The 20,821-nt window shown below is 51.5% G+C and carries 20 protein-coding genes and 3 pseudogenes; 15 read left to right on the forward strand and 8 right to left on the reverse strand.

From position 1 onward, the window contains the following. The first annotated feature begins 17 nt into the window (after positions 1 to 17). Positions 18 to 1,709 carry a 30S ribosomal protein S1 gene (gene rpsA / locus AB7M26_RS13290; protein ID WP_007899744.1) on the forward strand — a complete coding sequence of 564 codons (1,692 nt, stop codon included), beginning with the start codon at positions 18 to 20 and terminating at the stop codon, positions 1,707 to 1,709. Between the two features lie 636 nt (positions 1,710 to 2,345). Here the strand turns inward: rpsA and AB7M26_RS13295 are convergent. The 4 genes from AB7M26_RS13295 to AB7M26_RS13310 form a co-directional block, all read right to left on the reverse strand. Then, complete coding sequence (locus tag AB7M26_RS13295) at positions 2,346 to 3,566, reverse strand: IS256 family transposase (RefSeq protein WP_429384645.1); 1,221 nt, start codon at positions 3,564 to 3,566, stop codon at positions 2,346 to 2,348. 82 nt (positions 3,567 to 3,648) lie between these two features. Then, positions 3,649 to 3,837 carry a hypothetical protein gene (locus AB7M26_RS13300; RefSeq protein ID WP_429384648.1) on the reverse strand — a complete coding sequence of 63 codons (189 nt, stop codon included), beginning with the start codon at positions 3,835 to 3,837 and terminating at the stop codon, positions 3,649 to 3,651. Between the two features lie 525 nt (positions 3,838 to 4,362). Then, the gene (locus AB7M26_RS13305; RefSeq protein ID WP_429384651.1) at positions 4,363 to 4,713 is read right to left on the reverse strand and encodes a DUF4406 domain-containing protein; all 351 of its coding nucleotides are present in this window, start codon (positions 4,711 to 4,713) and stop codon (positions 4,363 to 4,365) included. A 198-nt stretch (positions 4,714 to 4,911) separates the two neighbouring features. After that, complete coding sequence (locus AB7M26_RS13310; RefSeq protein WP_429384654.1) at positions 4,912 to 6,042, reverse strand: acyltransferase family protein; 1,131 nt, start codon at positions 6,040 to 6,042, stop codon at positions 4,912 to 4,914. 109 nt (positions 6,043 to 6,151) lie between these two features. On the opposite strand from AB7M26_RS13310, the pseudogene AB7M26_RS13315 reads away from it, so the two are divergent. Further along, positions 6,152 to 6,343: pseudogene (locus AB7M26_RS13315) on the forward strand (glycoside hydrolase family 19 protein); the annotation flags it as partial. A gap of 224 nt (positions 6,344 to 6,567) precedes the next feature. Here AB7M26_RS13315 and AB7M26_RS13320 read toward each other — a convergent pair. Further along, on the reverse strand, positions 6,568 to 7,737 hold the full coding sequence (locus AB7M26_RS13320) for an acyltransferase family protein (RefSeq protein ID WP_429384657.1): 1,170 nt from the start codon (positions 7,735 to 7,737) through the stop codon (positions 6,568 to 6,570). A gap of 109 nt (positions 7,738 to 7,846) precedes the next feature. Between AB7M26_RS13320 and AB7M26_RS13325 the strand changes: the two are divergent. From AB7M26_RS13325 to AB7M26_RS13340, 4 genes and pseudogenes are all read left to right on the forward strand, one after another. Beyond that, positions 7,847 to 8,207 (forward strand): annotated as a pseudogene (locus AB7M26_RS13325) (cell wall hydrolase); the annotation flags it as partial. Between the two features lie 6 nt (positions 8,208 to 8,213). Then, positions 8,214 to 8,414 carry a DUF6527 family protein gene (locus AB7M26_RS13330; protein ID WP_429388832.1) on the forward strand — a complete coding sequence of 67 codons (201 nt, stop codon included), beginning with the start codon at positions 8,214 to 8,216 and terminating at the stop codon, positions 8,412 to 8,414. Positions 8,415 to 8,484: 70 nt separating this feature from the next. Further along, positions 8,485 to 8,754, forward strand: coding sequence for a hypothetical protein (locus AB7M26_RS13335; RefSeq protein WP_429389018.1), 270 nt, complete (start codon positions 8,485 to 8,487; stop codon positions 8,752 to 8,754). Further along, positions 8,734 to 9,022: pseudogene (locus tag AB7M26_RS13340) on the forward strand (integrase core domain-containing protein); the annotation flags it as partial. The gene AB7M26_RS13335 and the pseudogene AB7M26_RS13340, both read left to right, overlap by 21 nt. 207 nt (positions 9,023 to 9,229) lie before the next feature. Here AB7M26_RS13340 and AB7M26_RS13345 read toward each other — a convergent pair. Beyond that, on the reverse strand, positions 9,230 to 9,628 hold the full coding sequence (locus AB7M26_RS13345; protein WP_429384660.1) for a GtrA family protein: 399 nt from the start codon (positions 9,626 to 9,628) through the stop codon (positions 9,230 to 9,232). A gap of 339 nt (positions 9,629 to 9,967) precedes the next feature. Here AB7M26_RS13345 and AB7M26_RS13350 point away from each other — a divergent pair, with 339 nt between their 5' ends. The 9 genes from AB7M26_RS13350 (at position 9,968) to AB7M26_RS13390 (ending at position 17,000) form a co-directional block, all read left to right on the forward strand. After that, positions 9,968 to 10,246, forward strand: coding sequence for a hypothetical protein (locus AB7M26_RS13350; protein WP_008071618.1), 279 nt, complete (start codon positions 9,968 to 9,970; stop codon positions 10,244 to 10,246). Positions 10,247 to 10,396: 150 nt separating this feature from the next. After that, positions 10,397 to 10,693, forward strand: coding sequence for an integration host factor subunit beta (gene ihfB / locus AB7M26_RS13355; protein ID WP_007899751.1), 297 nt, complete (start codon positions 10,397 to 10,399; stop codon positions 10,691 to 10,693). A gap of 27 nt (positions 10,694 to 10,720) precedes the next feature. Continuing rightward, positions 10,721 to 10,960, forward strand: a complete 240-nt coding sequence (locus AB7M26_RS13360) for a LapA family protein (RefSeq protein WP_429384665.1) — start codon at positions 10,721 to 10,723, stop codon at positions 10,958 to 10,960. 226 nt (positions 10,961 to 11,186) lie between these two features. Continuing rightward, positions 11,187 to 12,263: a dTDP-glucose 4,6-dehydratase gene (gene rfbB / locus AB7M26_RS13365; RefSeq protein ID WP_063341133.1), complete on the forward strand. Its 1,077-nt coding sequence runs from the start codon at positions 11,187 to 11,189 to the stop codon at positions 12,261 to 12,263. After that, a complete protein-coding gene (rfbD, locus tag AB7M26_RS13370; RefSeq protein ID WP_429384669.1) occupies positions 12,260 to 13,153 on the forward strand; it encodes a dTDP-4-dehydrorhamnose reductase in 894 nt (297 codons plus the stop codon). Before rfbB ends, rfbD begins: the two co-directional genes overlap by 4 nt. Further along, on the forward strand, positions 13,150 to 14,040 hold the full coding sequence (gene rfbA / locus AB7M26_RS13375) for a glucose-1-phosphate thymidylyltransferase RfbA (RefSeq protein ID WP_429384672.1): 891 nt from the start codon (positions 13,150 to 13,152) through the stop codon (positions 14,038 to 14,040). The genes rfbD and rfbA overlap by 4 nt, the downstream gene beginning before the upstream one ends. Before the next feature lie 55 nt (positions 14,041 to 14,095). Next, entirely contained in the window at positions 14,096 to 15,019 is a 924-nt protein-coding gene (locus AB7M26_RS13380; RefSeq protein WP_429384675.1) for a glycosyltransferase, read from the forward strand. Further along, positions 15,016 to 15,978, forward strand: a complete 963-nt coding sequence (locus AB7M26_RS13385; RefSeq protein ID WP_429384678.1) for a UDP-glucose 4-epimerase family protein — start codon at positions 15,016 to 15,018, stop codon at positions 15,976 to 15,978. The genes AB7M26_RS13380 and AB7M26_RS13385 overlap by 4 nt, the downstream gene beginning before the upstream one ends. Next, the gene (locus AB7M26_RS13390) at positions 15,975 to 17,000 is read left to right on the forward strand and encodes an MraY family glycosyltransferase (RefSeq protein ID WP_429384681.1); all 1,026 of its coding nucleotides are present in this window, start codon (positions 15,975 to 15,977) and stop codon (positions 16,998 to 17,000) included. The genes AB7M26_RS13385 and AB7M26_RS13390 overlap by 4 nt, the downstream gene beginning before the upstream one ends. A gap of 58 nt (positions 17,001 to 17,058) precedes the next feature. On the opposite strand, the gene AB7M26_RS13395 is transcribed toward AB7M26_RS13390, so the two are convergent. Both AB7M26_RS13395 and AB7M26_RS13400 read right to left on the reverse strand, forming a co-directional pair. Continuing rightward, the gene (locus AB7M26_RS13395) at positions 17,059 to 19,458 is read right to left on the reverse strand and encodes a hypothetical protein (RefSeq protein WP_429384684.1); all 2,400 of its coding nucleotides are present in this window, start codon (positions 19,456 to 19,458) and stop codon (positions 17,059 to 17,061) included. Positions 19,459 to 19,763: 305 nt separating this feature from the next. Continuing rightward, positions 19,764 to 20,735: a glycosyltransferase family 2 protein gene (locus AB7M26_RS13400; protein WP_429384687.1), complete on the reverse strand. Its 972-nt coding sequence runs from the start codon at positions 20,733 to 20,735 to the stop codon at positions 19,764 to 19,766. Positions 20,736 to 20,821 lie beyond the last annotated feature (86 nt).

Consider the following 20,821-nt stretch of genomic DNA (forward strand, 5'->3'; position numbering starts at 1 on the left):
TATCAACAGGAATTAAAATGAGCGAAAGCTTTGCGGAACTCTTTGAAGAAAGCCTAAAAACCCTGAACCTTCAGGCAGGCTCCATCATCACCGGTGTTATCGTTGATATCGATTACCAGGCTCGCTGGGTAACCGTTCACGCTGGCCTGAAGTCTGAAGCACTCATCCCGCTTGAGCAGTTCTACAACGATGCTGGCGAGCTGAACATCAACGTCGGTGACGAAGTTCACGTTGCTCTGGACTCGGTTGAAGACGGCTTCGGTGAAACCAAGCTGTCCCGTGAAAAAGCCAAGCGCGCTGAATGCTGGATTGTTCTGGAAGCAGCCTTCGCAGCCGAAGAAGTGGTCAAGGGCGTTATCAACGGTAAGGTTAAAGGCGGCTTCACTGTCGACGTTAACGGCATCCGTGCGTTCCTGCCAGGTTCTCTGGTTGACGTCCGTCCAGTGCGCGACACCACGCACCTGGAAGGCAAAGAGCTGGAATTCAAGGTCATCAAACTCGACCAGAAACGCAACAACGTTGTCGTTTCCCGTCGCAGCGTCCTCGAAGCCGAGAACTCCGCCGAGCGTGAAGCTCTGCTGGAATCCCTGCAGGAAGGCCAACAAGTCAAAGGTATCGTCAAGAACCTCACCGATTACGGCGCATTCGTCGATCTGGGTGGCGTCGATGGCCTGCTGCACATTACCGACATGGCTTGGAAGCGTATCAAGCATCCTTCCGAAATCGTCAACGTTGGCGATGAGATCGATGTCAAGGTTCTGAAGTACGATCGCGAACGCAATCGTGTTTCCCTGGGCCTCAAGCAGCTGGGCGAAGATCCATGGGTTGCTATCAAAGCCCGTTACCCAGAAAGCACTCGCGTTACCGCTCGTGTAACCAACCTGACCGACTACGGCTGCTTCGCTGAGCTGGAAGAAGGCGTTGAAGGCCTGGTACACGTTTCCGAAATGGACTGGACCAACAAGAACATCCACCCTTCGAAAGTCGTACAAGTCGGCGACGAAGTGGAAGTCATGGTTCTGGACATCGACGAAGAGCGTCGTCGTATCTCCCTCGGCATCAAGCAGTGCAAATCTAACCCATGGGAAGATTTCTCTGGCCAGTTCAACAAGGGCGATAAAATCTCCGGCACCATCAAGTCGATCACCGATTTCGGTATCTTCATTGGTCTGGACGGCGGCATCGACGGTCTGGTTCACCTGTCCGACATCTCCTGGAACGAAGTGGGCGAAGAAGCCGTTCGCCGCTTCAAGAAGGGCGACGAGCTGGACACCGTTATCCTGTCGGTTGACCCAGAGCGCGAGCGCATCTCCCTGGGTATCAAGCAACTGGAAAGCGATCCGTTCTCCGAGTACGTTCAAGAGAACGACAAAGGCGCCATCGTTAAAGGCATCGTGAAAGAAGTTGACGCTAAAGGCGCCATCATCACTCTGGCCGACGATATCGAAGCGACTCTGAAAGCCTCCGAAATCAGCCGTGACCGCGTTGAAGACGCGCGTAACGTTCTGAAAGAAGGCCAGGAAGTAGAAGCCAAGATCATCAGCGTTGACCGCAAGAGCCGTGTAATCCAGCTCTCCATCAAGTCGAAAGACGATGCTGAAGAGAAAGAAGCCATCCAAAGCTTGAAAGACAAGCCTTCGGATAGCATCGCTGCTGGTCCTACCACTCTGGGCGACCTGTTGCGTGCACAAATGGAAAAACAGAACTAAGTTCTGTCAGACCATAAAAAAGGGCGACTTCGGTCGCCCTTTTTTGTGTGCGCCCAGCATGGGCGCAATCTTGCGGGTGAAAGTCCGCCGTAAGCTGACCACAGCGAACGAAGTAAGGTGCAACTGCATGAGGGCGACCGAGTGTAGGGAGCAAGCGTGAATCGAAACCATGAGCCGATGTACAAGGACCGGAAAAAAGACAAAGCCGATCAGGGCGAGCGGGCACAAAACCGCAAAGCTCTAGTGGTCAAGTATCAGGCTGTGTAAATCCGGCGGTTGTGTGGCGAAGGATTGCGTTCTTACCTGGGGAGATCTCGCCTTGTGCCTGAAAGGGCGACGGCGCCAGCCGGAGCGAGAAGTCAGCAGAGGCCGTAGTAGTCTTCCCTTTTTTTGACGAAGGGCCGAACGAGAGAAAGCGTTATAGGCCATGTTGATGCGAGAGACTGGAAGTCAGATGCCTGCCAAGCGCGGGGCGGATGGAGATAACGAGCGGTGAAGTCGTGAGAAATCCCGTCAGCGACGAGGCCAATAGGTGCAGAACCAGTGCCGAGCGCCAGGCTCTTTGCCCATGTATGGGGACTGTCAGATTTTTTGTGTGCGGGCCGGTAACGGCCTGCCGTTAGGCAGGCCATGCTTTTACCAGGTTGGCCTGATAAATCGATCTCCGTACAGAATCGCGAATTGATTCATCGCACTTTTCCAGTCATGGGCCGCTGAGCCCCAGTTTGCTGTGATATTGCGCAGCCCAAGCCAGATCAGTTTTGTCGCCGCATCGTCGGTCGGGAAGTGACCTCGGGTGCTCTCAATGGCGTTGGTCGTGTAGATCACTTTTCGGATCGCCGGCGGGAAAACGAAAAATGGGATCACACGATCCCAAGCGCGGCGCCAAGCAGCCACTACCGTCGGATACTGCTTGCCCCATGGCCCGCTTTCAAACGCATCCAGCGCCTGCTCGGCCGCTTCGGCGGTGACTGCCTGATAGATCGGTTTGAGCGCCTTGGCCAGTTCGCGACGCTTATCCCAAGCCGCGTAATCAAGACTGTTGCGGATCAGATGAACAATGCATGTTTGCAGTGTCGTGTCTGGAAATACGGCGCTGAGAGCTTCTGGCATGCCTTTAAGGCCATCGGTCACAGCAATCAACACGTCTTCGACGCCGCGTGTCTTGAGGTCGTTGAAAACCTTCATCCAGAATTTGGCGCCCTCGGTAGTTTCGATCCAAATGCCGAGAATATCGCGTGTTCCGTCAGGCAAAACACCCAGGGCCAAGTAGATCGCCTTGTTGCGAACCAGCCCCTCTTCGCGGATTTTGACCCGCAGAGCATCGAAGAAAATAACCGGATACATCGGCTCCAAAGGCCGCTGTTGCCATGCACCGATCTCTGCCATGACCTCGTCGGTTACAGAGCTGATGAAGTCGGGAGAAACGTCCGTACCGTACTGCTCGGAAAGAAACGCACGGATCTCTCTGACAGTCATTCCACGGGCATACATGGCGATGATCTTGTCGTCGAACCCGGTGTAACGGCGCTCGTGTTTGGGAATCAGGATGGGAGAAAAACTGCCGTCCCGGTCGCGAGGAATATCCAGTCGGAGCGGGCCATCGCCGGTTAGAACCGTCTTGCCGCTGTTGCCATTGCGCTGGTTGGTTCCATCCTCGGGGCGCTGCGCGCCCGGCGGATAGCCCAGGTGATGGCCGAGCTCAGCATTTAGCGCTCTCTCGATCAAAGCCTTCTTGAACGCCGCAGAGGCGTCCTCAATGGCTTCAGCGGTCATCGGCCCATCGGTGAATTGCTCGAGCAGCTCTTTCGGGATTTTCGGTAGCTCTCGCAACGCGGGTTTCTTCTTGGTTGGCATACATGCACCTCTTACTCATGTTATGCCCGAACACAAAATTTCTGACACCCCCCCATGTATTGCATGATCTTTTCGCGCAGGCTCATGGCGTCACCTTGATGTCGGCACCGTCATGGTTCCACTCGATATCAAGCAGGTCATCGTCGTCGATCTGCGCCTCCCGCAAATCGTTGCTGGCCAACAACTCCACCACCTCATCGTCATCCATGTCCTCAATCACCTTTCGAAAATTTACGACCGCCTTGCCGGTGAGTACGACTGTTCTTTTCATTGGGCAATACCTGTCCTTTGCCGCTATAGCGGCTGACTTTGAAGGGGGGAGTAAACACAGGAGGGGGTGTAGAGCTTCGTCGGAGAAGCCCTACAGTTTGAAAGAGGATGGAGTTACTTCTTATGGCTCAATGCTGAATTAATTATTTTCGAGACAGGATGGTCGTCTAAGAAGTGTGGCCTGATCTCGCGAAGGGCTCTTTCCAAGAATGCGACTCTCTGCTCTGTTTCTTTTAGACGATTGAACAGCGCTTCAATCTCGAAGCGTCTTTGCCTAGCTAGACGCCCCTTAACAATGGCTGCATGGCACTCCCGCTGTACTTCTGCGGAAAGATACATAGGGGGGGCTGAAGAAGTTTTAATGTCGACGACCTTTAATTCAGCAGTGACATCCCTCAACTCTATTGTCTCTGATTGCATCTAGCCATCTCCAATCGTTTCCGGTCATAGATATCCATTTTCGGCGCAGCCGATGTTCATGTTATTTATCCAGCCTCGCCGGGAGGATCCGTGGCGATAGATTAGCTCATGAAATGTGGCAGTCTTTGTTCGAAAGTAACCGTTGGTCAGTGCTTATGGGCGATACTGGATCATGGGCATTCACAACCGTCATGCCGAGGCGTTCAGCGATCTGCAATTCGAGGCGGGCGCCCTTTGAATGCTCCCAGCCCGGGAGCGTGGCCACAGTGTCGCAGTCCATCAGGGTGGCGATGTCACGGCGCATGCAGTCATTCCAGGAGCCGCCGTAAGGCTTGAGCTCGGCGGGGTTGGTAACGGTGTCTCCGACGGCGCGCAGGTTGGCGGTCATTGCGGCGAAGACGGGGAAGTTGAGTTCGGGCAGGCTGGTCATTGGCCCGCTGAGATATATGTGCTTCATGCAGCCACCGTAGCCGGCTGGTGGAAGACCGGAAGAGCACCGACTTGCTGGCGCACAGTCTTCATGCCTGCCTCATCGTAACCCTCGGGGCCCAGATAGAACGGGTTCAGCGGTTCGCCGGTCCGGATGTATCTCCGTAATGTCTATGGAGCTAGATAATTTTGTAAAAAAAGCGCTAAAAATTTAGCGCTTATATTATTACTCGGATTTCGTACGGGTAGGGCGTTCTTTGTTAAATGTATTGTCAAGCGATAGCAGTATTTTTTCTTTTGCTATGTTTGTTAATTTTACCTCAAGTAATAAGTAGCTGGCGTGTGCCAATATGAGAGCGGCAATTGTTGTGATAAATATATATGACCATGTGTGGATCATGTCTTCTCTGTCAAGAGATCGAATTATTTTTGATATTAAACCTTGTGCTATCGGGTGTGTTAAATACAGTGAGAACGATACCTTTCCAAGCCATAATAGTGATTTTGGAGTTTTGATTTTTTTATCTAAATCCGATATCGAAAATATCAGAAAGGCTATCGCGATGGGGCCGCCCCAATGAGATATACCATGGAATTTAAATAAGCCTGAGTATCCACTCCAGATGGCAATTGATATTGCTGCAATAACAAGACAGTTGGTTGCGACGCCTTTGGGTAGCCTTATAGATGATAGGTATGCGGTACCTATTAGCATGCCGGCAGGGAACAACCAAATCACGGGATTGGTCATTAGATTTAGGTATGTTGACTTGAAACCATAGTTGTTCTGGGGGTCAAGGGAGAAGCTGCCTTTTGTAAGCATTGGTAACAATATTAATGTTGCTATTGTCCACGCTAGCAAAGCGTGTCTTCGATATGCGCCAGCAAGCATCGATACTGCAAAAAATAGGTAGAAATACATTTCAAAGTTTAATGTCCAGCCAAGCCCCCATGGCATGTCAAAAAAAGGCGGAGTATCCCGGTTGATTGGAAGGAATAGTAAGCTCTTTAGTATCGCTTTGAAGTTTGACAGTTCTAGAAGGTATCCATCGGGTCTGAGCAGGTATACTCCAAGTATTGATACTGTTGCGTACGTCGGAAGTATTCTCGCGACTCTCCTGGCGATGAATTCAGCTGAGTATTTTAAAGAGCTGTCGGAGTCTCTAGTGGTGTAAACCATAATGAAGCCACTAATTAGGAAGAATAGATCTACCCCCATTGCTCCCGGCATGAGTAGTGACTCAGAAAAATTTTCGCTTGGAGTTCCTCTTAATACATATCTGGCGTGAACAAATACAATAAGTAGAGCGGCAATTCCGCGCAATCCTTGTAACCAATCAAGAGTTCTTTTTTCCATTTTGTATTTTTCAGGTTTTACGTAAGAAGTTGCGGATTATACGCAGTTTATCAGGAATGCAAGCGTCCAAATTTAGCTTTGTTAAGCAATCTAAACGGAGACAGCCACGATGCCCATCACTGCGCAGCAGTTGCTGCAGATCCTCCCGAACGCCGGCAAACAAGATGGTGTTTTTGCACCTGCTCTAAGCGTAACCATGGGACGGTTCCAGATCATCGGGTCCAGGCGCGTGGCCTCCTTCATTGCCCAGATCGGCCATGAGTCCGGCCAGTTGGTCTACATCGAAGGGCTGCGGGGACCCGAATTGCCAGAATTACCGTCATCACTGACGCCGGCGATCAAGGATTGATTGCGCTAGCCGCATGCCAGGTTTATGTGCGGGAATTGCATAAATAGAATTGGGTTCATTCGGCACGACGTCGAGTGGGCGTACCATATGTAGTGCTTTATAGGGGGGGCAGGGCGTTTGGATAGCGCTGAACCCCCTTGATTACCGCTCTGGGATACTCCGAACTGTTGCAGTATTTATCTTTGCGATATTGGTAATGGTATGGGTTTTATGAAACGTGATATTTGTCCTGAAATCGAAATTGATTTCCTATCTATTGTTCGCTCAAATAGTATCGCTATTATTATGCTTGCTATTATGCTTGTTGTTATCGCTAGCGCGGCGGATACCGATTGAGGATAATAGCTGTTCATTGTAATGAATGCCCAGGATCCTATGCTGCATATTATTGCGACGTGAACTAGGTACAAGGAAAATGAAATCTTTCCGAGGAATTTACACGCGGCTGTTGAGAAGAAGTCTTTGAGACCTTGGCTTTTCAGTATGCAAATCACCATCAGGATAGCTCCAAGTGATTTCGAAATAACAGGTTTGTCGATGTTGTGGCCATTGATTGATATGTACCATTCATTAAACGGAAAATACAGTATCCCTCCGTTGAAGCCGCCGAGCCATAACGCTAGTATGAGCGATGGAGCTACGATCCATATTGGCCACGTTGATTTGTGGTTTAGCATTCCGAGAATCAAACCTGCAATTAGAGTCCCATAATAAACTCCGTAAGTTCCAAGTGTCCAAATGCCTGCCGCGATCAGCGCTGCCAAAAAACAATAACGCCATGCTCCTGCTTTTCGTAGAAATATAGCCAGTCCTATGATTAGGAACGCGCCATAAAATTCTATAGTCAGCGTCCAGAGGCTTGAGTTGTATGATGTTTCTCCAGTGAATATCGCGCCAAATAAACCCTGCTTAACGGCGATAGCAAAGTCAGCGTCAAATCCGTAGAAGTACCCAAGCCACACAGACCCTACGTCTCGTGCAGCTTCTAAATTGAACATTAAACCAAGCCTCAAAATAATATAAGTCAAGATGATTGAAGTGAGAGCAGGAATCATCAGTCTTGGATATCGTTTAATGGCGGTGCTAGCGAGGATGCTTGCTCCGTTATCTTGACGCGCTCGGTACGTTAGTACAAACCCGCTAAGGGCAAAAAATATTAATACAGCAAAGCCGCCATCGTAAAACACATGTAATAAACCTAGGGCGTTGAATGGATCAAGTTCCATTGGTTTTCTGCTAGGCCAAAATGCGCCAAATGTATGGCCTATAAGAACCGCTAGCGCGGCCACACCTCTTAAACCTTCTAGGTATTCAAGCTTAGGGCTGCTTGTGGGCTTTATTGTCATGTGTTTTTCGATTTTCGAGGTGGTAGATAGAAGTTGAATAGATTCGGCTGCCGACGATATTACCAAATGCCGTGATAAATACCGGTAATTTTTCTTGTGGAGAAAACTGATGACCAAAGAGCGAGACATCCTTGTGCGTACGCTTTGGGGGGAGGCTCGCGGGGAACGTCTAGCTGGGCCAGATCGCTGTGGCCTGGACGATCCGCAATCGCGTGAATGACGGCAAGGCCAAGCCGTGGTGAACGATGGTGAACGATCCGAATTACATCTATCTGAGCGGCGCGAAGCCAATCCTGGCGGAACAGTTCGCCCAAGCGTAGAAGGCTGTCGACTTGGTTATGTCCGGCGCCAAGCCGGATCCCACCGGTGGAACCACGCACTATTACGCGAGCACTATGCCAAAGGCTCCGGTCTGGACTGTGGGAGCGAAACGGACGATCAAGCGCAGTCACCACGTCTTCCTCAAGGATTGTGCCATGGCAGCCTTTCACGGGGTGTCTTGTGTGCTGGCCAAGTCCGAGGAGGACTGGCTTCTTTTCGAATGCCCAGGCTGCGACATGATTCACGGCATTTTGCACGGTTCTGGCCCAGAGCCGCGCTGGAACTGGAACTGGAACTCGAATGGCGATGTCGAGACGCGGACGTTCGCGCCTTCGGTGCTGGTGCGCTATTGCTGATCTGATGGCGATCGAGTCCGTCATTCGTTCGTGATCGACGGTCGCATCCAATTTCTGGGTGACTGCGCCCATGCGCTGGGCGTGCCAATCCGTGGACCTGCCGCTGGAAGGACGAATGATTCTGACGCCAATACAGAAGCTGATCGGCCTGCTGTCGATGATTCTGGTGCTGTTGGCCAGCAGCGCCGCAACAACCAGGAAGGTTCAGGACCGGCTCTACGGCAAGCAGCTGGCCGAGCAGGCCGGCTTGTATCAGGACGATCTGGATGCCATCAGCAACACGGCCGCCGCCCAGGTGTGCGCCGATCAGGAAAAGCGGTTGGTACGTCATTCGGATTGAGGTGGTCAGTGTTGTTCGGGGATGTATCAAGTGTTGCACGCGAAACACGGCATCAGGTGTTCAATGGCGGACGGCTATGAGTGCTACCAAAATGCTTTCGCAGAGCGGGTCAATGGGATATTGAAGACAGAGTCTCTGCTCCGGTGCCGCGGGATTTGGTGCAGCGAAGAAGATGGTGGGTGAGTCGGTATCGATCTATAACCGGAAGCGTCCGCACCTGTCTTTGAAATACAAAACGCCCGATGCGATGCACCGGGCGTTGGGGTGAAATAGGTGTAAACCTATTTCAGGGCTAGACACTGTGTAATTTACCCCTGTCAGCGTCGAAGCGGGTCGAACTATGGCCGCTGCTGCTTGATTTGATGGCTGAGAAGCTTGTTGCAAGCAGCGGGGAAGTGCGAGAGGGGATGAGTAATCTCGATCCCACTTAGCCTAGGGCACTGCAGATTAATGATGGGTATTATCAGTGTGGGCTCTACGAATCGGCTGGTGTGGTGTCGGGCGTGGGCTTTTTATGGAAGATCGCTACTTTGCTGATCCAGTAATTGATCGCTAGGCAGGCGACGTCGGCGATAAATTTGGCGAGTGCAGGTGGAGCGATTATCGATAGTGTCAAGCCAAACAGACCCGAATTGACTGGGATGTTAATGGCAACGAGGGAGAAGTAACTGAAGGCCTGCTTCCGTCCACTGTTCTCTGCTGACTGGAACGTGAAGTGCCGATGCAGGAAGAATCCAAAAATGGCGGAAATGAGCTTGCTGCAAATATTCGCCATAATAAGGTGGCCATCGAACAGATAGGAAAATACAAGAAATGAACTCATGTCTAGAGCGTATGCCAAAGCCTGGACGCCCATGTACTTTGCAAAAGTCAAATTGCTATCTTCCCTATAATTAAAATGCCGTACGTTGTGATCTATAGAAAGACACGAGGGTCATTGTGCGGATGTGCATTCGCGTTGCCAGTCATGCCTATGTCCATATCCGCAGTATATCTGATCGGGTGGATGGCCAGAAATGTCGGAGTGACCATCGGCCTCTGACGGCTGGATCTTCGATGGCAAGGTTGATCCGTCCAGCGAGATCCTGCCAAGCTCATGTGAAACCAATGCGCGTCGCAAGGGGGGGCTTTCAGTGAGGCATTGTAGTTTAAGGGCTAGGCTTTAACGCGATACGAATGACGGTCGGGCGTTGGCTCCGGCACAAGGAAGCGAATGAACAAGCTCATTGTCGTGATAGCAGTACTGACATTGGCGGGCTGTACCACTAGCGCCAAGACTCATGCGGTACGCGGAGTCAGTGGTATAGAGATCGATTGTTCCGGGTTGGGCTCCGGATGGGAAAAGTGCCACAAGCGAGCTGCAAAGGAATGCAAGGGCGCAGGTTATAAAGTCGTCGTCAGGTCCGATGATGCCAAGGAAGAGGATGTATTCCCTTTCGGCTTCAATCCCGCGGGTTATCTGACGCGCACCATGCTGGTTATCTGTAGATGAATGCCGGGTTAGAGCAATGTTCCGATGTTCTGAAATCGGGTACCTCATTACGAGGAAAGATATGTCAAAACTCAGGCTGTTCAAATTTCTCCGGGCATGCTAAAACCTTTGAAGCGCTTTTCCTAGCTGCTTGAAAAAGAAGGGAAAAATATGACGAAGTCGGAGTTGATCGAACGAATTGTCACCCATCAAGGGCTGCTCTCCTCCAAGGATGTGGAGCTGGCCATCAAGACCATGCTTGAGCAAATGTCCCAATGTCTGGCCACCGGTGATCGAATCGAGATCCGTGGGTTTGGCAGCTTCTCCCTGCACTATCGCGCACCGCGCGTAGGCCGCAATCCGAAAACCGGTCAGTCCGTCAGCCTCGACGGCAAGTTCGTTCCGCATTTCAAGCCAGGCAAAGAACTGCGTGATCGCGTGAACGAGGAAGAGGAGGAGGGGCTTTGACAGCTGCTGCACTTAAAGGAACCGCTGATGCGTAACCTCAAGCGTGTACTTCTCGCTATATTTGTCCTGTTGCTCGTTCTCGCGATCCTGGCGTTCGTACTTGAGAACCAGCAAGGCGTTTCGCTGCTGTTCCTGGGCTGGGCGGGCCCGCAGTTGCCAGTATCGCTGGTCATGGTGATTGCGCTGCTGATTGGCATGGTGATCGGGCCGATTCTCGGCTGGTTTCTGGGGCGTACGTCCAGGGCTTCACGCAAGCGCCTTGTCTGATCGCGACAAACCCGTTACACGCGTCGAATTTGCGTCATGGCTTGTCCATATCCATTAGTAAAACCTTCATTAAGCTGTAAAATGCTGCGCTTGGTCGATAGGGCGTTCCCGAATCGGTTCAGACTGACTCTGTCAGAAGCCACGGCTGACTTGATGGCTTTTGCATTCATGGATTAGACAGTGCGCGGTTGGCGGCCCTGTCAGCAACTTAAGGGTATGGTTTCGCGTGAAAATTCTAGTTACCGGCGGCGCCGGGTTCATCGGCTCGGCAGTCATTCGTCATATCATCTCCAACACTGCCGACTCTGTCGTTAACGTCGATAAACTGACTTATGCCGGTAACCTTGAGTCGCTGGCCGAAGTCAGCCAGAACTCGCGTTACGTGTTCGAACGCGTCGACATCTGCGACCGTAATGAAGTGGACCGTGTCCTGCGTGAGCACCAACCAGATGCCATCATGCACCTGGCCGCAGAGTCCCACGTTGACCGCTCGATCTCCGGTCCGTCTGAATTCATCCAGACCAACATCATCGGCACGTACACCTTGCTGGAAGCTGCACGCCACTATTGGGCGGCACTGGATGGGGCGCGTAAAACCAATTTCCGCTTCCACCATATCTCCACCGACGAAGTCTACGGAGACCTCGAAGGTCCGGAAGACCTCTTCACCGAAACCACACCGTACCAGCCAAGCTCGCCGTATTCGGCCAGCAAGGCCAGCTCCGATCACCTGGTTCGCGCCTGGGCCCGTACTTACGGTCTGCCGACGCTGGTCACCAACTGCTCGAACAACTACGGCCCTTGCCATTTCCCAGAGAAATTGATCCCGCTGATCATTCTCAACGCACTGGAAGGCAAGCCGCTGCCGGTCTACGGCAAAGGCAATCAGGTCCGTGACTGGCTCTACGTCGAAGACCACGCCCGCGCACTGTACAAAGTCGTGACCGAAGGCGTGATCGGCGAGACCTACAACATCGGCGGCCATAACGAAAAGCAAAACATCGAAGTGGTGCATACACTTTGCGCACTGCTCGACGAACTGCGTCCGGATTCCGCGCATCGTCCACATGCCAGCCTGATCACCTACGTTCAGGATCGCCCGGGCCACGACCAGCGCTATGCCATCGACGCCAGCAAAATCCAGCGCGAGCTGGGCTGGACGCCGGAAGAAACCTTTGAAACCGGTATCCGCAAAACCGTCGAGTGGTACCTGAACAACACTGAATGGGTAGCTCACGTGAAGAGCGGCAGCTACCAACAATGGATCGACCAGAACTACACGGATCGTTCGGACAAAGCATGAAAATCCTCCTGTTGGGAAAAAACGGCCAGGTCGGCTGGGAGCTGCAACGCTCCCTTGCGCCGCTTGGCGAATTGATCGCCCTCGATCGTCACCCGGTCGATGGCTTGAGCGGCGACCTGTCTGATCTCGACGCACTGCGTGCAACGATCCGTCAGGTCAAGCCGGATGTCATCGTCAACGCTGCGGCCTACACTGCCGTCGATAAGGCTGAGTCCGAGACCGAACTGGCCGACCGTGTGAACGGCCAAGCCAGCCAGGTCATGGCTGAAGAGGCTGCATCCCTGGGTGCCTGGCTGATTCACTACTCGACCGACTACGTGTTCAGCGGCGAAGGCCTGACGCCGTGGCAAGAGACAGATGCCGTCGCCCCGGTGAATCACTACGGCGCCAGCAAGCTGGCCGGCGAGCAAGCGATCATTGCCTCGGGCTGCAAGCACCTGATCTTCCGCACCAGCTGGGTCTACGGCGCCCGAGGCAATAACTTCGCCAAGACCATGCTGCGTCTGGCCAAGGACCGCGACACCCTGAGCGTCATCGCCGACCAGATCGGTGCCCCGACCGGCGCAGATTTGATCGCCGACGTGACGGCACTGGCCATTCAGCAGGTCCAGCTACGCCCTGAACTGGCGGGCCTGTATCATCTGGCGGCCAGTGGTGAAGTGTCCTGGCACGGCTATGCCAGCCATGTGATCGGTTTTGCCAAGGCCAACGGTGAAGAGCTTGCCGTCACGACGATCAATCCGATCGACACAACCGCCTACCCAACACCGGCGCGCCGCCCTCTGAACTCACGGTTGAACACTCAGAAGCTGCGCGACAATTTTTCTCTGCGCTTGCCGGATTGGCAAAGTGGCGTCACCCGAATGCTGATGGAAGTCCTGAATAAATGACCACGACAAATCGTAAAGGCATCATCCTCGCTGGCGGCTCGGGCACGCGTCTGCACCCGTTGACCCTCGGCGTGTCCAAGCAGATGCTGCCGATCTACGACAAGCCGATGATCTTCTATCCGTTGTCGGTGCTGATGCTCGCGGGTATGCGCGAAATCCTGATTATCTCCACCCCTGAAGACCTGCCATCGTTCCAGAAATTACTGGGTGACGGCAGCCTGTACGGCATCAAGCTGACCTACGCCGAGCAACCTAGCCCGGACGGCCTGGCACAAGCCTTCATCATCGGCGAAGAGTTCATCGGCAAAGACCCTTGCTGCCTGATCCTGGGCGACAACATCTTCTACGGTCAGCACTTCTCGGAGAACCTGCGTTCCGCCAGCACTCAAGAGCATGGCGCGACTGTATTTGGTTACCACGTGTCAGACCCGGAGCGTTTTGGTGTCGTCGAGTTCGACGCTGCCGGCCGTGCCTTGAGCATCGAAGAGAAGCCGCTGAAGCCTAAATCTGCCTACGCGGTGACAGGCCTGTACTTCTACGATAACCAGGTCGTCGAAATCGCCAAGAGCATCAAGCCTTCTGCCCGTGGCGAGCTGGAAATTACTGATATTAACCGTGCCTACCTCGAGCAGAAGACCCTCAACGTCGAAATGCTCGGCCGCGGCTTCGCCTGGCTGGATACCGGTACCCATGATTCGCTGCTGGAAGCCAGTCACTTCGTGCACACCATTGAGCAGCGCCAAGGCCTGAAAGTGGCGTGCCTGGAAGAGATCGCTTACCACAATGGCTGGATCACAGCCGAGCAGTTGGGTACTCAGGCTGATGCTCTGAAGAAGACTGGTTATGGTCAGTATCTGCAGAAGCTACTGGATTCGCCTTCCCACTGATTCGAAGGCTCGCCCTTTCGAACAGTAGCGTTTAACCGGTCCAGACAGGAATGGCATGCCAGTAAAACATCCCAAGGTTGCGGTTTTGCTGGCTGCCTACAATGGCATGCAGTGGATCGAGGAGCAGTTGGCCTCGATCCTCGACCAGTCAGCGGTCGACTTAACCGTTTATATCAGTATCGATCCTTCCACTGACGGTACCGAAGCCTGGTGTGCGGCTTATGCGGCTGAGCATCACCAAGTGATCGTTCTGCCGGATGCCGGTAGCTTTGGGGGCGCCTCGCGTAACTTCTTTCGTTTGATTCGTGATGTCGACTTCGGCTCTTTCGATTTCATTTCTTTTGCCGATCAAGATGATATTTGGCACAAGGACAAACTGCAGCGTGCAGTCGACGCCATTCGAGCTCGCCAGGTCGATGCCTATTCCAGCAACGTAACGGCCTTCTGGCCAGACGGCAGAACCCACTTGCTGGACAAGGCCCAGCCCCAGGTTGAATGGGACTACCTGTTTGAAGCGGCAGGCCCGGGCTGTACCTATGTGTTGAGCAAAAAGATGGCAGAGTCCTTGAAAGCGGCAATGGTTGAAAATTGGCAGCCTCTGCAGAAAGTCACTTTGCATGACTGGTATTGCTACGCTTTTGCCCGCAGTCATGGCTATCGCTGGTATATCGACCCCTTGCCATCCATGGACTATCGCCAACACGAGCGAAACCAGGTGGGTGCCAACAAGGGATTGAGTCCATTGATTGCCCGTTACAAAACGATTCACGATGGTTGGTGGTTTAATCAGGTGCGGATAATTACCCGGTTGGTGGGGCAACAGAGCGAGCCTTTCGTGAGGGGCTGGTTGCAATTGGGGCGTCGGCAACTCATAAAACTGTCTTTGAATGCTTGGAGGTGCCGACGTCGGATGCGCGATAAAGTCTTTTTCTTTTGTATCTGCTGGACGACCGCATTAATAGGAAACAAAGCCAAATGAATGCCCCAAGTGTATTGATAACCGGGGCAAGTGGTTTTGTAGGTGAGGCGCTTGTCTTCCGGTTGCTGGTTGATAAGAAGTTCAGCCCGATAGCCGCAGTTCGTGGTCCCACTCGGTTTCATGGTCTATGTCCGATCGAGTCTTTCAATCTTGCCGACGCCAGGGCACTACCATCTATGACGAGCGTTAATGTCGTCGTTCATGCAGCTGCTCGAGTGCACGTGATGAATGAAACGGCTGTAGATGCGTTGGCCGAGTACCGTAAGGTCAACGTTGAAGGCACGCTCAGGCTTGCCCGCTGTGCCGCCGATTCAGGCGTCAAGCGTTTCATTTTCATCAGTTCGATAAAGGTCAACGGCGAAAGCACTGTCGCGGGCAAACCTTTTAGAGCTGACGATCCGGTGCATCCGATCGACCCCTATAGCGTGTCGAAATATGAAGCGGAAGAAGCACTGAAGCATCTGAGTCAGGAAACCGGGATGGACGTCGTTATCATTCGCCCGCCACTCGTGTATGGGCCTGGAGTGAAAGCCAATTTCCTGAGTATGCTGAGGTGGCTCAATAAAGGCATCCCCTTGCCGTTGGGGGCTATTGGTAACCAGCGAAGTCTGGTGGCGATAGGGAACCTCGTGGACCTGATTGTGACGTGTATCGATCATCCACAAGCCGCCAACCAGACATTTCTGGTGAGCGATGGTGAGGATTTATCCACAACCCAATTGCTACGACGACTGGCGAGTGCGCTGGGTAAAAAGCCTTGGCTGTTGCCATTGCCGACGCAATTGTTGAAGTTCGCTGCCTCGATACTGAACAAACAGTCCATTGCCGAGCGTATCTGCGGATCACTTCAAGTCGATATCAGTAAAAATCGAGCACTGCTGGGGTGGACTCCACCGATTAACTTGGATGAGGCCATGCGGCAGACCGCTGCCCATTTTCTGGATAAACAAACGAAATGACTTTTTGGTGGCTGTTACTCGCGGTATTTGCGGTGGCTTGGGGGGTGACGCTCATCTTGCGCCGATATGCATTGGCCCGAAGTTTGATGGACATTCCTAATGAGCGCAGCTCACACAGTGTCCCGACACCGCGTGGGGGAGGGGTAGCTATTGTCGTGTCTCTCGCCTTGGTATCCCCCGTCCTTGCAAGTCTTGGATTGCTCGGCTCAGCCATGCTGTATGGCGTGTTGGGGGCGGGCCTTCTGGTCGCCACGATCGGGTTTGCCGATGACCACGGGCACATTGCAGCGCGATGGCGTTTATTGGGGCATTTCATCGCCGCTATCTGGGCTCTTTTCTGGTTGAACGGCTTACCACCGATTTCTTTTTTTGGCGCCGCTGTTGATATGGGATGGATCGGAAATGGACTGGCGTTGGTTTATCTGGTCTGGATGCTTAACCTGTACAACTTCATGGACGGCATTGACGGCTTGGCGAGCGCGGAAGCTATTTGTGCTTGCCTCGGGATGTGTGGAGCGTACTGGTTCAGTGCACATACTGAACTGATCTGGGTGCCGGTGATCCTGGCGACTGCTGTGGCGGGTTTTCTCTGTTGGAACTTCCCTCCTGCTCGTATCTTCATGGGCGATGCGGGAAGTGGATTTCTCGGTTTTCTTTTAGCCGCGTTGGCGATACAGGCGGCCTGGACGGCCCCGGAGTTATTCTGGAGTTGGATGATTGCGCTTGGGGTTTTTATTGTCGACGCCACTTGGACGCTGATCAGGCGATTTGCACGTGGGGATAAAGTATCCCAGGCCCACCGAAGCCATGCGTATCAATATGCTTCGCGTCGTTTTGCCAGCCATAAAGTTGTTACTCTGGGCGTCATAGCCATTAACTTGCTGTGGTTGACGCCATTGGCAATTATTGTCGCGACGGGGGGGGTGTCTGGACCGATAGGTCTGTTGTTGGCTTACCTGCCGTTAGGTGGGCTGTGTTATATATTTGAGGCGGGTACGTTAGAGACCATTGATAAACGCTGAATTCCCTTGTTGTAGCAGAAAAAAACCGCCGTACTTACTGAGTGCGGCGGTTTTTTTATTAGTTAACGCCGATGTTTAAGTCAATTATTTCAACTCTCTCGCGATCTCTGGCAGTGATGTATATATCGCCGCTAGTCGCGCCCTCCGGAATGGGGAGTGTCTCAGTGAAATTAGTTCGGTTTCGGGAGCAAGGAACTAACTTGTAGTAAGGGGGCGAAATATTCCAATTAATTTGAGCGATGAACGAACCAACTTCATTCGAGCATTCAAACGTTACGTCATACTTCACCGATTTTGAATCAGTGACTTTAATTGTGGAAATTACGGTTGGCGTTGTAGTTGCGCTTACTGCCTGCTCTTCAGGCTGATCGCTCGCGCTCTCTGAATGAAGCTTGAATAATGGCTTGTAGCTTAGTTCTTGCTTGGACAGCTTGTAAAGAATGATCAAGCCCGCTTGATATACTGGTTGGCCGTAGGCTGTCAGGAATTCCTGCATGGCAATCCGATTACGTTTTTCGGCCGATATGGAAGAGTTCCATACGACGTAGTCGATTTTGCCATTATCAATCAGCGCTGCTACATCATCCTTCGATGTTATATTTCCAAACGCCCTGACTTGCTTAGGGGCGTACCATGTAACGTAGAACGGATTGCCGAATAGAGTTGCGCCATAAGTTGCGCTTGGATCGAACAATACAGTTGGATTCTCGCTGTGCGTATTCAGATAGTTGCTTACCGACTTCGATGGGGCGACGAGTTCAGTGACTTTGCTTTTGCCCTTTTCGGTAAAGGAAACCTGAGTAGGTGTTGTTAGGTACCAGGTGACTCCCGGTAGAAAGTAGCCGTTTATGCCGATGAATACTAAAAACATCGCTCGCGTGGTCCAAGTTGCGATCTTGTTGTTGGTCAGTAGGTCAGACGATTTTGATAGTAGGTAGCCAATGACGACACTGGCAAGTGGAACGACAGGAAATAAATACCGCCAGTACTGCGAGGCGTAAAACATAATTACGCCAAACCCCAGTGTAGGTACGATAATAGCAATCTTTATTTTTTTTGTTGTCGCGCCTACTAACAGGGCGATGAGTGCGATGGGTAAAAAATAAAGGTACTGAAAACCGGCAACAAAGTTTTCGGATTCATAATAGGAACCAGTTTGATAAAAGGTCGACCAGTAACTGTGAAGGGTGAATCCTTTTTGATACAGCGGGTCCGCGAAATTCCGGATGGCGTAGAAAGGTGACTTGAATATTTCATTGTAAAGAGGGAACAGGGGGTTGCCCGAAACGTACCATGAGTAAATATAGGGCTGTAAAGCCGTAAAGGTAAGGACAATAATCAGCAATATATATGTGGCAAGGGAGCTTTTTCTTTGTTGTGTTCTGAAGTTCGGTCGCTCGGAAAGCAGTGTAGGTATGTACGCCACCAATAACATTACCCCTAGAACCATTCCAGGTAACTTTACCGCTGCGCATAGCGCAGCAACCGCGAGCAAGGCCAGCGATTTGGAATTTGGATCGACAGTCCCATCCTCCAAGAGGATTTTTATGCCGCTGGTGATGAGGAATGCGAGAACTAACTCTGTTTGCAGTGACGTGAGGAGTGTGGCGAGGATAGGCGTACTGCAGAAAAGCAGCAGTAACAAAGCCTTATCGATATGTTGGCTCAGTAAGTGCGAGGAGAGGGCCCACACGGCACGTAAAATTAATCCTGCTATAGCGAGGTTCATGGCTCCACGGGCGTCGCTGTTTGAAACAATCGAGATGATCGAATGTAATAAATCAACTGCGAAGGGTGCTAGGGACCAAATCTGATTCTCGATGTTGAAACTGTATTGTTGGGTATTGCTCAGTTCAGCCCAGAGACGTAAGTGAAGAACGTTGTCATCAAATCCTATCGTTGGAAAAAAAGCGAATCTGAAAACGTAACCAGCAACCATTACCATAAAGGTCAGTAGCCAGAAAGGTATTTGCTGAAGGCGGGACAGGCAGAATTTGGATTCGGCAGTAAACGATGTCAAAACATTTATGCGGAAGTTTCTGTGCAGAAGGGCAATGAACGGTAGGCCGAGAATTGATATATAAGTGAATTGGTTATTCACTGGGTAATGCGTGAGGATTGTAAAAATACATGTATTAAGCGCAAGGCCAATCAGTAAGGCGCGGTCAAATAAGGTACTGGCTACATCTTCATTGATTATTTGTCGCAGTGCGATTCTGCCGAGTAAGTAACTGGATGCCAGGAAATAGACTGTGGCGAGGCTATTGAGTGTACCCACACCGATGGTCAGATACCCAAGTAGTGTCGCGATAAGTATTTGGTGCGTGTATCTTATTTTAAATTTCAGCAATTGAAGAGGGATGGATAAAGCTAAAACTCCAGTAGCCCAACGGACGGCATCAATAAGCAGTGGCTTGTTCCAGTAAAGGGGGAGCGTCAGTGTGTATTGACTGACCATTATTGGAATGCTGATAGCGGACAGTAGCGCTATAATAGCTATTAGCTCGGCGGATCGATTTCTAATGTTGGGCATGTAAATGTACCAGGCTCTGCTAGATACTCGTTAAAAATAATCCCGATTGTAATTTAATCACTATTACAATGGCGACAGTAAAGCACAACTCAAGAAACTCAGATAAAAAGAAACTGCAATAGGTAACAACTAACGGTTCTTTTTTTGCCTGCAGAAAGTCCAGGAGGTTGGAATTTTCAGCCATGCAATATGAGTAGTTGTATTTGCCATCGTTGCCTCTTGCAGCGAACCTAGCGTTTAAATTGTTTTTTCAGATGGAAGGGCCGCGTCGGCACAGATGAAATATCATATCCCACAAAGGCCAGCAGGAACTGTGTTCCCAAAATGATCGGCAGTGCAGATAACATGACAGTCCCAGCAGGAGTCGGTATGCCTGAGCCTACAGCCGTAAACCAATGACTCAAGCCAAAAAAAGTCCCCGTCAAGAGCATGATCAAACCAAGAGGTAGTTCAAGTGACGCCAAAGACATGTTTCGCAGATAGTAGTTGTAAAAAATTCTCTTGGAGAAATTGCGCATATGTTTAAAAAGGAACTCTCCAACAATCTTGGATATTTTCAGATTGCTTTCCTCATCTCCGTATTTTGCATCCATAGGGACATCGATAACCACGGCGCGTAATGTATTGAGTCGGAAGAGAATATCTGTCTCGAAGAAATAGCGATTGCTGATTTTGTTGAAGGGTAGGTGCTTTGCAACGTCGCGATGGATTGCGGTGAATCCGTTTGTAGGGTCGAACAGATCCCAGTAGCCTGAAGAAAGTTTGGTCATGAATGACAAGGCGGCGTTACCGAAAAGACGCATCTTTGGCATTGAGTGAATTTCTTCAAGGTCGAAGAAGCGATTACCCTTTGTATAGTCGGCTTCACCGTTAAGAATGGGCTCGACAAAATTTCTTATAAGCCGAGGGTCCATTTGGCCATCGCCGTCCACTTTGACCATGACGCACATTCCGTCGGCTATAGCGGCCTTGTACCCTGTCATCACGGCACCTCCAACCCCAAGGTTTTCGGGATTGTATAGGACGGTTACGCGAGGGTCAGCGCAGTTGTCGCTTACGAACTTTCCGCTGCCGACGGGGCAGCAGTCGTCGACCACATAGATTTTATCGATGTCCACACCGATATTAGCTATTACATCTAATATATGCTCTATGACCTTAAAACAAGGTATCACTACTGCAATTTTTTGGTTGTCGATCACGGTTCCATTCTCTCCTAATCTCGTGCCGTCAAGCTATCCCTCGAAACTTGGCGTGAGTGTGGCCATAATAAACTTTTAATCGGTCT

Source organism: Pseudomonas sp. F-14 TE3482, from assembly GCF_053629455.1.